The 15,504-nt window shown below is 63.2% G+C and carries 11 protein-coding genes; 5 read left to right on the plus strand and 6 right to left on the minus strand.

The genetic code is table 11. The features are described from left to right. Positions 1 to 306: 306 nt before the first annotated feature. Entirely contained in the window at positions 307 to 573 is a 267-nt protein-coding gene (locus tag MHO01S_RS14450; RefSeq protein ID WP_060961148.1) for a hypothetical protein, read from the plus strand. A gap of 212 nt (positions 574 to 785) precedes the next feature. Here MHO01S_RS14450 and MHO01S_RS14455 read toward each other — a convergent pair whose 3' ends face one another. Genes MHO01S_RS14455 through MHO01S_RS16955 form a run of 3 tightly spaced genes read right to left on the minus strand, consistent with a single transcriptional unit; the run spans position 786 to position 4,768 of the window. After that, positions 786 to 1,811, minus strand: a complete 1,026-nt coding sequence (locus tag MHO01S_RS14455; RefSeq protein ID WP_060961147.1) for a PIN domain-containing protein — start codon at positions 1,809 to 1,811, stop codon at positions 786 to 788. A 30-nt stretch (positions 1,812 to 1,841) separates the two neighbouring features. After that, positions 1,842 to 2,963, minus strand: coding sequence for a hypothetical protein (locus MHO01S_RS14460; protein ID WP_060961146.1), 1,122 nt, complete (start codon positions 2,961 to 2,963; stop codon positions 1,842 to 1,844). Then, a complete protein-coding gene (locus tag MHO01S_RS16955) occupies positions 2,960 to 4,768 on the minus strand; it encodes a translation initiation factor IF-2 N-terminal domain-containing protein (protein ID WP_082734316.1) in 1,809 nt (602 codons plus the stop codon). Before MHO01S_RS16955 ends, MHO01S_RS14460 begins: the two co-directional genes overlap by 4 nt. Positions 4,769 to 6,251: 1,483 nt before the next feature. On the opposite strand from MHO01S_RS16955, the gene MHO01S_RS14470 reads away from it, so the two are divergent. The 3 genes from MHO01S_RS14470 to MHO01S_RS14480 all read left to right on the plus strand — a co-directional run bounded on the left by MHO01S_RS14470 (position 6,252) and on the right by MHO01S_RS14480 (position 11,094). Then, positions 6,252 to 9,770, plus strand: a complete 3,519-nt coding sequence (locus MHO01S_RS14470) for a PIN domain-containing protein (protein ID WP_061782518.1) — start codon at positions 6,252 to 6,254, stop codon at positions 9,768 to 9,770. A gap of 182 nt (positions 9,771 to 9,952) precedes the next feature. Next, the gene (locus MHO01S_RS14475) at positions 9,953 to 10,390 is read left to right on the plus strand and encodes a hypothetical protein (protein ID WP_060961143.1); all 438 of its coding nucleotides are present in this window, start codon (positions 9,953 to 9,955) and stop codon (positions 10,388 to 10,390) included. A 74-nt stretch (positions 10,391 to 10,464) separates the two neighbouring features. Further along, positions 10,465 to 11,094: a metallophosphoesterase gene (locus MHO01S_RS14480; protein ID WP_060961142.1), complete on the plus strand. Its 630-nt coding sequence runs from the start codon at positions 10,465 to 10,467 to the stop codon at positions 11,092 to 11,094. A gap of 695 nt (positions 11,095 to 11,789) precedes the next feature. Here the strand turns inward: MHO01S_RS14480 and MHO01S_RS14490 are convergent. Beyond that, entirely contained in the window at positions 11,790 to 12,431 is a 642-nt protein-coding gene (locus MHO01S_RS14490; RefSeq protein WP_082734315.1) for a TnsA-like heteromeric transposase endonuclease subunit, read from the minus strand. Between the two features lie 49 nt (positions 12,432 to 12,480). Here MHO01S_RS14490 and MHO01S_RS16550 point away from each other — a divergent pair, with 49 nt between their 5' ends. Next, entirely contained in the window at positions 12,481 to 13,209 is a 729-nt protein-coding gene (locus tag MHO01S_RS16550; RefSeq protein ID WP_157553800.1) for a hypothetical protein, read from the plus strand. On the opposite strand, the gene MHO01S_RS16555 is transcribed toward MHO01S_RS16550, so the two are convergent. Together MHO01S_RS16555 and MHO01S_RS14500 are read right to left on the minus strand one after the other, a co-directional pair. Beyond that, positions 13,206 to 14,369, minus strand: a complete 1,164-nt coding sequence (locus tag MHO01S_RS16555; protein WP_157553801.1) for a hypothetical protein — start codon at positions 14,367 to 14,369, stop codon at positions 13,206 to 13,208. The two genes, MHO01S_RS16550 and MHO01S_RS16555, sit on opposite strands and share 4 nt — an antisense overlap. Further along, positions 14,369 to 15,088 (minus strand): serine/threonine protein kinase, encoded by a 720-nt coding sequence (locus MHO01S_RS14500; RefSeq protein WP_167626538.1) that lies wholly within the window; start codon positions 15,086 to 15,088, stop codon positions 14,369 to 14,371. Before MHO01S_RS14500 ends, MHO01S_RS16555 begins: the two co-directional genes overlap by 1 nt. Positions 15,089 to 15,504 lie beyond the last annotated feature (416 nt).

Genomic DNA, 15,504 nt, shown 5'->3' on the forward strand with positions numbered 1-15,504 from the left:
ATCTTCCGCATTGTGCGACTCATCCTCAGCGCCTGCTATTGCGGTGACGATATGTCGAGTGTCAAGTGAGCGCCGCCTCGGTCGCGTCAACGGTCGTCCTTCCAGCGTCAAACAACAGGCTGCCCGCGACTGGGTCACCGACGGCTACCGCGCGACCGGCAAAGCGGACCCTAGGGTAATCGCATGACGACGGACGGCTTCCACCGCTTCGCAGGCCTGGTGGGCAAGTACATTCAGCGTCACGGCGACGAGGAGCAGGAAGCGCAGCAGAAGCTCGGCGGCCTCCTCTAGGTGTGGTGAAAGTCGATGCACGACCGTGACGGCGTGATGTCCCGCGAGGACGGTTCCGACCTTCGCGGGGATGAGCTCAGGTTGCCGAAGCTCCCGCCGACCGAGCGGAGCGTCGCAACGAAGAACGATCCGCTGCTACACGTCACCCCCGCGCAGCAGGCGGACCACGCCATCCTCACGTTCCACAACCTGACGCGCGGATTCGACAGCACGGTGGTCAACGACAACCGCCCCCGGAGCCCTACACCGGAAACTCCTGTCGAGATCGACCCCGCGAGATGAGATGCGGATGCGTTGTGCGTGGGGAGGTCAGCATGAACGTCGACGCTCAGAAAGCCGACTGGAGACATCTGGTCCGCGAAATGATCGTGGACGCGACCGAGACGGCGCCTACATCTACTGTAGGTTCCCGTTCGAGATGGCCGGGATCGCCGCGATTCCACGGTAGTTGGCAGTGGCTTCGAGCTCGATTTTCCACGCGAAATGGCAGATTCTTAGCGTGTGCTTGCGAGGTCGCCCTCGACTGATACGAGGCGCAGCGATGCGACCTCATCGACACGGGCCCTGGACGAGTATGCGTCCCCGTTCAGCTCCAGGAACCAGACAGCGTCATCTCGGTCAGTGGCGTACTCACCCGCGTCTTCATCGAGGATCTCGATGCTCTCAAATTTGACGAGGCAGGTGGCCGCCGCGGCGTAGTTGATCCAGATCTCGCGGGACTTACGCTCGACCTGGACACGCTCCGCGTGGACATCGAGCGTGAGCACCTCCGAAATGTCAGCGGCGTCGAAGCCCGCCCGCTTGGCGAGTACGTGAGTGAAATCGTTCGGCGTCCCGCCTGCAAGGAGGGCTCCTTCAATAGCGTCGTGAAGCTGACGTTCCTGGATGGCGTCGAGTGCTCCCTCCTCGTCCAAGAACTGCCCCGGTACTTTGAAGTCGGCGATGCTCGCGAGGATCTGAACTTTCCACTCGACTTCCAGGCCATCAATCTCCTCGAACAGTTGACGCTGGCGCTGGGGCCCGAATGCGCGCTTGTCCGCGGACAAGAAGTACGCGTAGGGGTCCTCCGGCTCTGTGGTGAGAAGCAAGTCCAGGAAGCTGAGCCAGAGCAGGGCGTCACGGTATCCATTACCGTCGCTATCGAATGGGGCTGATCGGGCGATGGCCCGAGCTGCGATGTCCCGGTGGTCAGGCTGGGGGTAGTCGATAACCTCGGCCCCGATTTGATCAAGCCGCGCCCGCAGGTGCTTTTCGTAGTCGCGAGAGAAGACTTGTGAAGCACTGATTGCTCGCGTGACCAGCTCCCGGGCAGCCGGAGGCCACTCCTTCAATGATCTCGTCGCCGCACGTTCGCGCATCGATGCCGCGTCGCGATACCTCGCTGCCGCCTCATCAACAACCAGCTCGGAGACATACAGGTCGAGCATGCCTGCAATGACTGCATCCGCGACCGCATCCCACTGGCGTCCACGCAGTAGCGGATTGCCGACGATCACATTGGCATCGATGAACAAGAACACACCTTTACCCTAGCGACAGCGATCTTCGTCCTATCTGACGGCGCCGTCGCCAGACTGCAGCAGCCGAAGTTCAAGGACGCGCTGCCACTTGACCACGTCGGTTGCGTCTTCTGGCCGAAGCGTTCGCATGTGGGCGAGGCGGTTGCGGATGGGCATGATTTGTGCGCCGAAGCGACGCCAGAACGCGGCGTTGAGGCCGAGGTCTCCGATTTCCGCTCTGTCCTTCAACTGCAGCAGCTCCCCGAGCGAGAGCCACTCGAGCGGGTCTCGAAGGTGTTTGATGGTGGTCGCCGCGAGGTACGCCTCCTCTGTCGCGCGCTCCAACACCTTCTGGGTGAGGCTCGCGTTGAGGCACTGCTGCCGCCAACTCCCGCCCCACGCGGCCACCGCGCGCTGACGAATCTCGCGGCGGATGATCCGCTCGATCTTCCAGAGGCCCGCGCTGACATCGCTGAGCTGGTACTGAGGATCCAGATCATCGGAGAGAACGTCACCGAGTGCTGACTTCAGGGGGTCGAGATGTGCAACGAAATTCCAGCTTCGACTCACGCCGTTCGGGGCGGTGATTCCGGCTCCGTCGAGAGCCTCCAGCTCTCGCGCGGAAAGCGTACTCAAGGCGCTGTCTCCGGTGAGCATGCTTTCGTAGAGGGCTCTGTCTAGCGACGCGCAAAGCTCGGGTCCGAGTTCGCTCAATGCACTTCGTAACAGCGGCGTGGGATCCGCGCCGTCCTCTACGCATGCTGGAAATCCTTCCGGCCCCTTCGATTTGACGACTGGCGCGTGCGCGAAGCTTGCGTCATCGAGGAGCGAGCTACCCACGACCGCGGGGTACGCGATTCGAGGCGCCCTCGAGAGCAGCACGACACGGGTGCCGGCGTCGACGTCGGCGAAGACGCGTTCTCGTAACGCGCCCATCGCGACATCGGGGTTGGCAACCGCGAGAGTCTCCATCCTGTCTACGAGGAGCGTGCCTTCAACACGCTCCCAGTCGGGCTTCATGTAGTCGTGGACGGTCTGCACCCTCGGGTGCGACGAGGTCAGAGCGCGGCGGGCGGGTTCATTGGTGGACCCGAGTTGCAGGAACACCACACGCAGCTGCTCAGCCTTCTGGTGGATGAGATCCACCCATCCTGAGTAGTCGACGGCGCTCACACCAGCTCCAAGATGACGCTCGGCTGGTATTCCCCGTCGCGCTCATGAATCAAGCCGAGATCCTTAAGTCGGCGCACGGCGACATGCTCGCTGGGGGCGAGTTCTTTGAAGTCCCCAGGGTCGTCCATCAGCAGCTCGAGCATGACTGCCTCGGTCGCGTAGTAGCGCTTGACGTGCTGGACCATCTCTTCGATGTTGCCTTGAACGCGGCTCTTCCAGTCGTCCAGTTCGCTCAGCACCGCTGAGCGGATCATGGTGCGTTGGAAGACATCCGTGGGTAGGTGTGCGACAACTGCAGAGCTGAGGTTTCGGTAGAGATACGCGTGTCCGCCGGACGCCTCGTGGAGAGCTTCCAGCGCGCCAGGCTCGATCTGTATCCCCATCTTTCCGCCCACGGTGCTCGCGAGCTCGTCAGCTTCCTCACGTTCCAGCGGCTTCACATAGACAGCCTTGGCCCACGAGAACAGCGGGTTGGGGCGCCCATAGAGTCGACCACCTTCGACGATGGCACTGGTCAGCCCAGAGAGAACGAAGGTGAAGTTGTCGGACTCTTGAACGATGCTGCGCATCGCAGCCAGCAGCTGGGCTACGCGCGGCATATCGCCTTCTGCAATGTCGATCCGGTCCGCGGGAGTCAGATACTCGATCTCGTCCAATAGCAGAAGAATCCGGTAGCCGTCCTTCCACAAATGCTTGAGGATAACCTGCAGAGCGTTCCTCAGCTCGAGGATGGATGGCCGATCGGGCAGCTGCGAAAGCTCCTGGGTGCGAAGCCCGTGAGTCTTTAGTTCAGCGATCAGTCGGCGGCGCAGATCGCTGACAATGTCGTCGGTGGGGTCCTCCGGTGGCGAGGGAAAAGCTTCGAGATCCATCAGCACGGTCACGATGTGATCGTCGTGGAGTTCTTCCTTCAGCTGCATGAGGATGCTCGTCTTGCCGGACTTCCGCAGCCCGAAGAGTCCTGTCACCTGCTGGTTGAAGACATCGTCGCGCAGCGATTGCAACAAGGTGCGACGGCCAAAGAAGCTCGCCCCGAAGACCGGAGTCGTCATGTAGAAGAGATCCCGCGCGTAGATGTGGTTGCGCAGCAGCGTGATGAGGGACAGCTCATCCTCATCATCGGTCAGGAAAGGGATGGCAAGCTTCGACGGTCGAGACCAGTCATTGAGCTTGATCGCGAGTCGCTGATCTGGCGACCACATGAAGAAGATGTCTGGCGTGACAGGCTGGTCCTTCTTCGCCACCTCGCGAGCGGCTGCCTCGAACGTACGGACCTGCAGGTCCTCGTGCGGACTGTAGAACAGCATCACTTCTCGCGTGAATCCGAAGCCAGCTTCGATTGCGCCGCTGAATCGTACGTGCACGATCACGCAGTCTTTGAAACCATCCTGTTTGCATAGTCCGGCATACACGACCTGTGACCCGAGACTACGCAGCGCGTCGAGGTGATCATTAAAGGCCGGAAACCGCTGCCCGGTCTTCTGGATGTTCTTGAGCAGATCGGGGTGACGCGGCACGGGCACTGCGCCCGCGCGCCACCCGTGCTGCCGTGACGACGGCGCAGTGGGATCGAAGGTGGGGCTGTCCACGTAGGGGTCTATGTGGTCACGGCGCATGGGCGAGGGCCGAGGTGCGGGCAGCGGTGTGCGCACTCCGAAAGTCGCTCTCACCTTCGCAGCAACTGGCGCTTCGATGGTGGATGACGGACTCTTCACGTACTCGCCAAGGATATTCAACCGCGCAAGTACCGTTGTGGCGTCGACACCGAGCTCGCTCGCGAGTTCGTGAACTCGAATCTTGGCCATGGATCCCCTCTCGGCATGCTCCTTTGCCAACATCTTTGCGCGCCGTTGCCCGTGAGGCGGCGCGCCATGCCCATCAGATTCCAAGGGTCTGCAAGCTCGCCAGATCCTGTCGATCATTGCCGAAACCGCGGAGAGGATCGGCAGGTCTCCGACGCCTGGCACTTTGGTCGGGCGGTTCGGCGCGAAGCCAACAGTGCCTGCATTCTCTAGCCGGACGCTCCCGGCAAGCTGCCTCCGCCGGGAGAGGCAACGGCGTGTTCATCCGTGGTCCGCCGCTGGTTGCGGTTGTCGACGAAAGAGATCTCCGTCACGCGATACTCGATGCTGTTCATGATCGGTTGGAGCTTCCGGTCGCGAAAGTTGACGGCGACACCCCAAACGGCTGAGCCAACTCCCTCTCCGCCATGGCCTACCGCTCCCGCGTCACGTCCAACCAAGACCCCCGCCAGACCGGCGACGCCACCGTTACGAGGGCTGACGCACGACAGCTCCGGTCGCCCTGGCGCGAAGGAGGGAGCATCACAAGGCCGACCGGCCGTGCTCAAGCTACCCAGCGAGCCACCGCCCGCGTCCCTATCGCGAACGAACTCACCCACAAGATCACATCGCCTCCACGATCGCTCGGCCCATCGCTGCGGGTTCAGGGCCGCCGCCGGCGACCACCACGCGAGTGGGATGGACCATCCGACGCCGAAGCGGGTCACGCGATCACCGCGTCAGTCCTCGCGAGCGGGTGACTCCCTGGCCGCGTGCTCACGGATCACTTGCGCCCACTTTGAGTGTGGCCATTGCGCTTCCACGGCTGCGGTGGCCGGGTCGGCGATATCGAGTGAGCCGCGATCGTGTGTGAATTTCACTGCGCCGAGTTTGCGAAGGTGCCAAATGAAGAGGCGCATGTCCGCTCGGGTGTCCACGCCGAAGCGGCTCGCAACCTCACGCCACAGTGGCCCCTCACCTGTGGACGCTCGTGTCGCCCGGATGAAGTCACACACCTCCTCTCGGTGCGCTTCCGCTAGCGCACCCACGTACGCCTTCACAGCCCGACGCTGCTGCAGTAGTCGATCTGCGCGGTCCGCAACGCCAGCGGGAGGCGTCCTTCCGGGAGCAGTGCTGACGACATGAACCGCCGCCCTCCAACGCTCGCTACCCCGGAACGGACCAGCGGCCCTCAACGCGGCCCGCCATTCGTCTAGTGACGCGTCTTCCGCTGTGAACGGTGAGCCGATGTCTTCAAGGAACGGCTGCAGGCGTGTGCGCAGTGGTGGAAGGGACCGTCCGACGTCGTTGGACATTGATCGCTCCTTATTGCTCTTTCTTCCTCGCTCGTAGAGTCGCCCGCTCTTCAACGAAATCCACCCTGACCGTGGAGGTCGAATCGTAGATGTGCACACACCGAGCGTCGGTTCCACCTTCGCACGCTCAGATCCTCTCGAACTGTCGGACAACCTCGCTACTGTCAATGTCACGTGAGAGGGGGATACGAGTGACTGATCCGATAGGTCTCCTCACGGGGCCGGGACTGAACCTGAGCCGGTGGGGGTTTCTCCGTCTCACGCCGCACTGGCGTGCAGCCCGCACGTTGAAGCGCCACCTGCGGCAGCAGGAGTTGACCGTCAATCCGGGTCAGCTGCGCCGTGCGTTGCGCGAGAGTGGCCTGCTGGAGGCATTACAAAGCGGCAACGACGCTGCCCTTAAACGCGCCGCTGATCAACTCAAGCGCGTCGATCTCTGGGCTGGAGAGGACGTCACCCACGACGGGGAGCTGCTCGTACGTCTGGGATGGCTCGCGTACACGAGAACGTCGGACTCAAGCGCCGGCTTGACGATGCTCGCAGCCAGACTGGATCGTGCGGGGCGGGCCGGGGCCGGCGGCGCCGCGAACTCCTTCGAGTCCGTACTTGAGGCCTACTCTCTCCCGCTGAGGGAGGACATCGTCGAACTCCGAGCGACTCTCGGCGAGACTGCCGTGCGAATCGCGCGGGAGCTCAGCGGATCGGATCGGCTCGTGATCCTCGGGGACTGGAACATCAGTCCCCCGCCGTGGTTGCCGCAAGATGCCCGGCTGGCGACCTGGCTCGCTGAGCTGACCCACGCCTCGAGTTCCACCGACGGCGCCATCGCGGCCAACTGGTTTGATCGCGCGATTGAACTCGGCGGCTCACCGCGCGGATATCTGAAACTGAGACGCTTCTATGCGCACGGCGATCAGAACGACACCAGCTTCCGAGCGGAACTCGCCGATGTCCTCGACGACCCGCTTGTTCGAGCGGTCGGGCCTACCGATGAGCCCGACAAGCGGCTGCAATCACTGGGCGCTTGGCATCCCACCACCGCCTATCAACGCGCTTTCCGCAGCATGCTCCGCACACAGTTCCTAGAGGCGCAGGGCGAGTACGACCTCGCCATCGCAGAAGGGCGCGCAGCCTTCGAGGATCATGGTCACCTCGGCGCAGGGCTGAACGCCACGGACGCGCTGCTGCGCCGCAGTTACACGGAACCGCGCCGCACTCATGGCACTGACGTTGCGCTCGCGCTGCAGATGGCAAGTACGATCCGCGCGCAGCAGATCCGTTGGGGCCTGGACAGTGGCCGCGCACTAGCCCTGTCCGTGCGCGCTCAAATGGCGTTAGCCAACACCGACGCAGCATGGGCTCTGGTGTCCCCCGACAGCGAAGCCACCGACACGGAGCGGGCTCATCAAGAAGTTCGTGAACTGCAGGTATTGCTGCTGGTGGAGTTCGGGCGCCTCAACGACGCACGCAGGCTCATCGATGAGACCTTTCCCCGTCGACTGCTGCTGCAAGTCGACGCGCGCGAAGCGGAGCTCTCCTTCGATACAGAAACGTCGATGCGACTCTGGGCCGAGGTGGTCGATGAGACAGATGATCTCACCGAGAAGGCCTCGCTCTGTTTCCGGCTTGCCCTGCAGGGGCAGCTGCACCCATGGGTGGCGGAGATGGGTGAGCTGAACGCCGACCTCGCCGGCGAAGTCGAACTGATCGCGGAGCTGTACGGCGGATCTCCGTCAGCTGAGCAGCGCGCACGTTCGCTGATTCAAGACAGCATGCGCGTCGCTCACGCCCTCATCGCCTGGTACATGGATAAGAGCCGCACGGCGGAAGTTGCCCACTTCGCTGAGCGGGCCGCCGAGAAGTGGAACATCGCCGACGACTGGCTTCGCGCCGCGATCGGCCGCATTCAGTTAGGTGAACTGTCCAAAGCCGCCGCGCTCGCATCGCGCGCCCTGGCAGCTGGAGGTGCCAACTGGGGTGACCGGGAACGCGCACACAGGATTCTGATCGAGGTGGCATATCAGTCTCGAAACTGGGTCGAAGCCGCCCTCGCGTCCGAGGGACTGCTCGCCGACATCCCGGACCACGACGACGCTCGGTGGGCTCTCATCGGCGCGCACTTTCACGCAGGCGAGCCGGAGGCCGCTTACACCTCCCTGTGCGCTCACCCCATCCCGCTGAAGCCTCGCACGCCTGCGGAGGCCACTATGTGGCTGGAGGCCTTCAAATCCTACGGAACCGACATGGCTCCGGTTTCTGACGCCGTCGATGTCATCCGACGCTTCTCCAACGACCCGCCGATTCGGTCTGCCGCTGTGGCGTCACTGGCACTCGCACCCATCCGCGAGATTTCCGACGGGTTCTCCGCAGACACAATCTTGAGCGAGCTCCAAGCGAACTACCCCGACGATCCCGGTTTCCAGATCCTCACCGACCTCGACTCAGACGACCCCGAAGAACTTCTCGATCTTCTCGATCAAGCGATGGGCCCCCACCCTGACTCCTCCGAACTGGATGAAGGTCTTGATCGCGGCACTCTCCCGATCGGGGCAGCATCCCGATTCTGGGGCAAAACCTACACCGAAGTCCTCATCCGTAGTCGGCAGCGCCCTCGCTTCATCGGCTCCCTGCAGGGCGTCGATGAGATAGCCGCGGCCAGGCGCGCCCGGGCCGAAGCACCGGTCGTTGATGCAACAGCGCTCATTACGCTCGCTCTGCTCGGCGCCGACCACTCCGCATTGATCCTGCCGGCGTTGCCGACTTTGCGCACGGCGCTCGCCCAGCTTCTTGACGCCCGCCAGGCGCAGCAGACGATGTCCAGAAGCAGCGAAGCGACCTTCGTTCCCACCAGCGGCGCCCGGTCTCGGACCTTCGTCTTCAGGGACGCTGCCACCATCGAGCGGGACGCGGAGATACTTGACGCGCTGCTAGGACTGCTGCGTCAATCTGAGCGCGCGGATCTGCCCAACGTGCTGCCAGAGGAGCTTCATCAACTGCGGCAGCTCGATGGCGCCTGGACATCCGCGTTGCTTCTCGCCCACGCCACCGGCACCCCCTTCTGGTGCGACGACGCCGCGACCCGACGCCTCGCTGTCGAGCTCAACATCGACGCCTTCGGCACACCCATGCTGATCGCCGCGATCGCGGAAACCGGACAGATGGGCGAAGCGGAAGCTGCGATCTCCGCGAAGCTCGTGCACGACTACGCAATCGGCGTTCCCTTCGATGCCACCACCTACGCGCTCGCGCTCGACCTCGACTCGTGGCAACCGTTAGGCACCGCAAAGGCACTGCGCCACAGCGGCGCGAGCCACCTTCCCGAGAAACTCGACCTGATCAACGCAGCCCTCGACCGCGCGGCGAAAGATTCACAGCCCGAAGCCCTCCAGGGATGGTCACAGATACTGGGTGAGTTCATTACCGACCTCGACGTCGGAGAACGCCGAGAAGGCAACCAGATACACGTCACTCAGACGCTTCTCTCGCAACCCTGGCAAACCGCCTCCACCTTCCCGTTCGTCGCTCGCGGACTCCGCACGGCTTTCGGGGACGGCTGGCCACACGCACTCTCCTCGGCCGTCCGGCAACGGCGTCACGAGCTCGCGCGCAACTACGGTCACCCCGTCACGTCCAGCTACCTCCTCGGACTGATCCAAGGGCTGCCCGATGAAGATCGTCGAACTGCCATCGGTGTCATTCTCGAGCCGTGACCTTCCCCTGGCGGGCGCATGGTTGGCCGCCACGACGACAGATATGTGGAGCGCATCAGCGGGACATGGTCGCCGACCCACCGCGTTCGTGACTCGGTTCCCGGGCTCCTCCGTCGAAAACTCGTGTAGACGTCGATCACGCCAGATGAGAGGGTCTTCTGTTCGGCATGAGGAGGGTAAACATGGACGGTGACGATCGAGACGTCGACTGGCGGCAGGCGATTCGCGAGATGATCGCGGACGCAACGGAAACGGACCCCACCGAACCGGGAATCTACAAAATGCCGTGCGGTGAGTGCGTCGTCGACTTCTTCATCACTGCGGAGGGAGAAGAGCGCTGGCTCGTCGCCGGAGACGAACGCTCCTACACCAGAGAAGCCGTCGCGATCGCGCGGCATGGGGACCACCCGTGGCAACGGCTCTACCCACTCGCCGACCCAGCCCGCCACATCGCGTCACTCGCCGACGCCGGAGGCAATGTCGACCGGGTACTCAACGAGCTCATTCGGACGATAGAGGATCGCGAAATCGAGCGAGTCGTACGTGATCGGGTCAGCATGGACCAGGAGCCGCTCGACGATGTCGCAAAGCAATTCGGGATCGACCTCGATGAGATCTAGGAATATCTAGTGCGGTCTAGCGAAACGCTAGATTCGACTGGATTCCGCTAGATCGACTGATTGAAGGGGTGACAGTGAGCGAGTATCCGCGGTTTGACTTCGATCAGGTCGACTTCGTCACGTCGGACACGCACTTCAGTCACGCGCGCATCAGCGAGCTCGCCAAGCGTCCGTTCACGACGGTGGACGAGATGAACGCGGAACTGGTGCGACGGTGGAATGCGCTGGTCGGCCTCGACGACACGGTCCTTCATCTTGGCGATCTCTCCCTCGGACCGATCGAGGAGTCCGTAAGCATCACCGCTCAGCTGAACGGGCGCAGGTTCCTCGTCCCCGGCAACCACGACCGCGTCTCACCAGCCACCCAATCAAAACGCGCGATCGAACGATTCACGCCCCTGTACGAAGCCGCGGGTTGGATAGTCCTCCCAGAGGTCATCGAAGGCACCCGCCGCGGCTACCGGGTCCTCGCCTCCCACTACCCCTACAAGGGAGACTCGCAGGAGTCAGACCGCCACGCCACCCACCGCCCCCGCTGGGACAATGGTGTCCCGCTACTGCACGGCCACACCCACGCCCGCGACCACGGCCCGCGAGGGCACGAGTTCCACGTCGGCGTCGACGCGCACGACTTCACACCCATACGGTTCACCGTCATCGACGAGTGGATTCGTAGCCTGCCGGGCATCGAGACACGCCTGTAGGCCGCGACTCGGGAAGGGCGCGCGGTGCTCGCCGATGTCGTTGACGGCGAGACACCGGGATCAGACGCGCTGTTCGACACATGCAGGGATACAACGAGCTCGTCATCGTTCTCGAGCAGCTTCTCGACGCCCTCCCTCACGACGAGGCGAACGGGTAGCCGGGAACAGATCATTCACGCTAGGACCGGATCGGAGAGTCCGGGTCTCGGTCCGGTATCGCACCCATCCCTGCCTGCGCCAACGCACCATCGCGACACCCCGGACCGCCTGTGACGACCACGCCATCTCATGATCTGCGTGGTTGGGGTCTTGGGTGGCGAGTTCGGTGAACAGCTCGCGGAACGTCGGCGGTTCGCCGTGCTCACGGGTGTACCGATGGAGGAATTTCACCGCGCGACGCGCCCACCTCGGCGCGGAGAGACGACCTGGGATGCGAGCCAGCCCGCCCTCCTGCGCGGGACGGAGGACGTCGGCCATTCGTAGACGGCGGTGTCGCCCGGCTCGGTCACGCACGACGATCGCACCGTCGGCGATCTCGGTGACCGTGCACGCCTCACCGTCGTAGATGAGGTCAGTCCCGGCTTGGAGGGTCCACTTAGCACTCATGTCGACGTTCCCGCCCGCTCAGGCCGCGTCCGGATAGTCGGACAGCTCGCAGGCGAACGTGAAACGGACATGAAGGCGTTCTGACATGCTCATTGCTTCTCCAACAGGTGTGTGGTGCTCAGCGGAAAGGACAGGTCTGTGCGCAACTGCCGCTTCCACAGCAGATGCAGCACGAGGGAACGAGCGAACTGGGCGTCGCCCGCGATCGGCGTCACGGTAAGGACCGCTTCTCCGAACGTCATCGGGCCGGTCAAGGCCCGCACAGCGGCGCGGAGCTCATCGGCACGGAACTGGAACTCCCGCCGAAAGCCGGCAAGGAATTGCACGTTGGTGAACATGACTCGATCGGGCTCGGTGAGAACGCGATACTCCCACCCGTGTCGTTCGATCTCGCGTCGCGACCACTCCAGTGAGTCGCGCACTGTAGGTAGCCCGAGCTTTGCCGCGGGCTTCACGTCGACGACGCAGACGCCCTGGTCTGCGTGGGCGACGAGGTAGTCGGGGATGTGCTTGCGCGTCCTGCCGCGATCATCGCCCTGCATCAGAAACGGTTGGGAGAGGATCCACGTCACGCTGGGGTCGAAGTCGAGCAGGAGCAAGTTCGCATACTCCAGTCGCGACTCGTACCCCACCGGATCCTGCATCGTCGCCGACCAGTACGACCCCGACATGTGCTGCTGCTTGCGGTACCAGCGGAACGTCCTCCACGGGATCGCCGCATCGACGACGATCTCGCCGAACTCGCCAGCTGACGACTGTCGACGCGACTACGCTGAACGGATGTTCTCGCCAGTCCCCACTGTCACCGAGCTGAGCGAGTCCGCGCAACGTGGCAGGCGCTTCGCTCCGGTGCGCGAGCGGGATCTCGAGCCTGCACTTCGATCGATCGCTCTGCGGCTGCCTGGCGCAGCGGAGGGATTGGTATTGGCGCCGGAGTTCCGGGGTGCGCGTGGCGTCGTGGATCTGCTGGCAGTCACGCGCGTCGCTGACAAGTTCATCGAGCGCACCGAACTCGGCGCCCCATACATCACGTCAGAGGCGGACAGCGCGGTGCTCGCAAGATTGTCTCCGCGTTTGACGAGGAGCGCAGCGAACGTCGCCAGGGCGGTTGGGATGACCGATCGTCAGGCGCTGACTCGGCTAAGGGCGCTCTGCCGCGCCGGCGCTGCAGAGCAGGTCGGGAGCGGATACCGGCGACGGCACGGCTTCGATCCGATCGGGCGATCTTATGCTCTGGAAGCAAAGGTCGATGACTGGAGAAAGGGCCTTTCGCAAGCGATGAGATACGCGTCCTGGGCCGACGCTGCCGGCGTCGTGCTGCTCGTAGAGCCTCCGAACCTAGCGGCGGTCCGCACGCGATTCCGAGCGTTGCGAATCGGTCTGGCTATCGGCGATTCGTGGATCGTGCGGCCGATGATCGGTCGTCCCGATCCGGGCCGTCGCCTTGCTTTGTCTGAACAGCTCTCGTCCGACATCGGAGCGTCGTTGCGTCGCAGCGACTCCGCCTAGAGTCCCTCAGCAGTCGCGTAGGTCTCGACAAGCGCGTCCGGATCCTCACACCACGCGCGCTTGTCGTTCTGCCGCAAAATGCCTGGCACGTTCTGCATGATGTCGTCGAAGTCACTAGCCGCGGTCGCATACCGTCGACGCATCTCCGCGACGCGACTCGATCGATCTGTGATCGCGCTGACGTCGCGTACGACACCGTTGAGCTGGTCGAGGTGATGCATTCGCTCCACGTTGTCGCTCGCTGGCATGACCCCTCCTCGAATGGCATGCGCTCGGGCGGGATTCCAGCGCTCTATGGCCTCAGCCACGTCGCGTCGCAGCACCGCGTGCAACCCGCCCTGCGTTACGTACGAGGCAGGAATGCGCGGTCCAGGGTTTGAATCAAAGCGGAAGCTCGACGGATCGAAGAATCTCTGTCCACGATCCCATCCACTGCCGACTGTGTCGGCACCCGCGGCAACGGCGGGCAGCCCCATATAGTCCGCGTGCGCGATAACCACCCGAGAGCGAAGGGAGAGCGAGTGCACCGTCCGCACGAAGCCAAGGTGGGCTTCGGAGTTGCCGAAATCGGGCACCCCGTCGGTCACAACGAGGTTCGTGAGAGTAAGTACCCACGCCGGGGCGCGCAGGCCGGCAAGTGTGCCTACGAACGCATCAAGCTCTGGACCTGAGGACCAAAAGCTGTGCGTACCCGCGAGCGACTGCCACGCCCCAGCATCCAAACCGCGAGCCAAGCTCGCAGTCTCAAGGACATGATTCGCTTCTGGTGATGTCGGCGAGGTGAGCGCGAGGGTCGGCGTCAGCAATGGAACGCCCAGCGAACCCTGGTACCTAAACACGCGTTCAACGTGCTCGAGCCTCATCGCCGGAGTGGCCAATCCACGCCCGGAGCCTCCCCAAAGCTCCCATTCGTCGTAGAAGTCAGTCTTGTTCGTCGTTGGCAGCTGCCGCGCATGCGTCATGACATCGAACAGCACCTCTCCACCAACGCTCCGCACATCATCAGCGACCTCGCGCGCGTTCGGGTGTCGCGGCCGCGAGATGCGAGGAGTTGAGAACGGCGTGAGCACGGCACCCGCAGCAAATCCCTGATCTACAGCGGACACCGTCCACGACCGGTGCCCAATTCGACGACCATCGTGGATCAGTACACCAGCCATCAGTTGCCTCCCCGAGCCGAGTGAATTTCAGTGAGCAGTTCTTCCCCATCGAGAAACCGCCTTGCCGCCTGGCGGTCGAGGCAGCGGTCAACGAGTCGAACGAGTGCATCCGAGATATCTGGTCGGAGAGTCCGCACCGACGAAGCCTGATCGTGCGCAAGACGCCGGAAGTAGTCAGGGTCGTCGTAGGCGTACGGCACCGGCAGCTCACCAGTCAGCGCACAGAACAGCAGAACCCCAATCGAAAAGACATCGCTTGCCGGGACGGCGCGACCACCCGGCACATGTTCGGGAGACATCCACCCGAAGCTTCCAGGTTGCATGTAGCCCGTAATCGCGGCTCGCGCGAGGTGCCGTGCAAGGCCCGGATCCATGACGACGTATCGGCCGTTGGGGAGCCGTCGAATGTTGCGCGGCGACAAGTCCCGATGAACCACTTCTTGCTCGTGACATGCCGCGAGCGCGGTCGCGAGATCTTCCGCCAGCACCCACACCGCGTCCTCATCCCACTGGGCTACGAGATGGTTCTCAAGGTCATCGCCTTCGAGCAATTCCTCTACCCAGCAGACCGCATCCGGAGCGTCCCCGATCTCGACAGCGTCGGTCAACACTTTGACAACAGCATCGGACTCGACGGCAGCGAGCAGCTCAACTTCGCGGTGAGCTCTCTCGAGCGCCATGACACCGTTCGGTCCTGGAGGGATCAACACGATCTTCACGATCGCGGGGTGTCCACCGAAGTCGGCAGTCGCAACGATCTTCTGTCCTCCGGACCCGATCGGTTGCACCCTGCTCAAGCCAAGCGCACTCTCTACGGCAGCCATCAACTCAGTCAGACCCACGTGTCACTCAGACCCTTCGCTTCGCCAGTCAAACCTGTCGTTCTCACACATCTGTCGCATCCGACATGTGCACGACACCGCCCCTGAGAATCCGTCATTTCAATCGAGAACCTTCATCTACTGTAGGTTCCCGGTCAAGGTGGCGGAGAACTCGGGGATTCCACGCTAATTGGCAGCAGTTTCGTCAGCAGGATTCCGCGCGAAATGGCAGATCCCTACATAAGAGTAGGAAGTCCACTTAGACTTGACGTCCGCCGCCGCCGTCCGATCGCCCGCGCGATCATCCTCCCGTG

It is taken from the genome of Microbacterium hominis NBRC 15708 (assembly GCF_001592125.1).
GTDB classification, from domain to species: Bacteria; Actinomycetota; Actinomycetes; order Actinomycetales; family Microbacteriaceae; genus Microbacterium; species Microbacterium hominis.

Coding starts and splice junctions, on each gene's coding strand:
- MHO01S_RS16555 (WP_157553801.1), bottom strand. CDS start 14,369: ATGGCTGGTGTACTGATCCACGATGGTCGTCGAATTGGGCACCGGTCG.
- MHO01S_RS16550 (WP_157553800.1), top strand. CDS start 12,481: ATGTTCTCGCCAGTCCCCACTGTCACCGAGCTGAGCGAGTCCGCGCAA.
- MHO01S_RS14450 (WP_060961148.1), top strand. CDS start 307: ATGCACGACCGTGACGGCGTGATGTCCCGCGAGGACGGTTCCGACCTT.
- MHO01S_RS16955 (WP_082734316.1), bottom strand. CDS start 4,768: ATGGCCAAGATTCGAGTTCACGAACTCGCGAGCGAGCTCGGTGTCGAC.
- MHO01S_RS14475 (WP_060961143.1), top strand. CDS start 9,953: ATGGACGGTGACGATCGAGACGTCGACTGGCGGCAGGCGATTCGCGAG.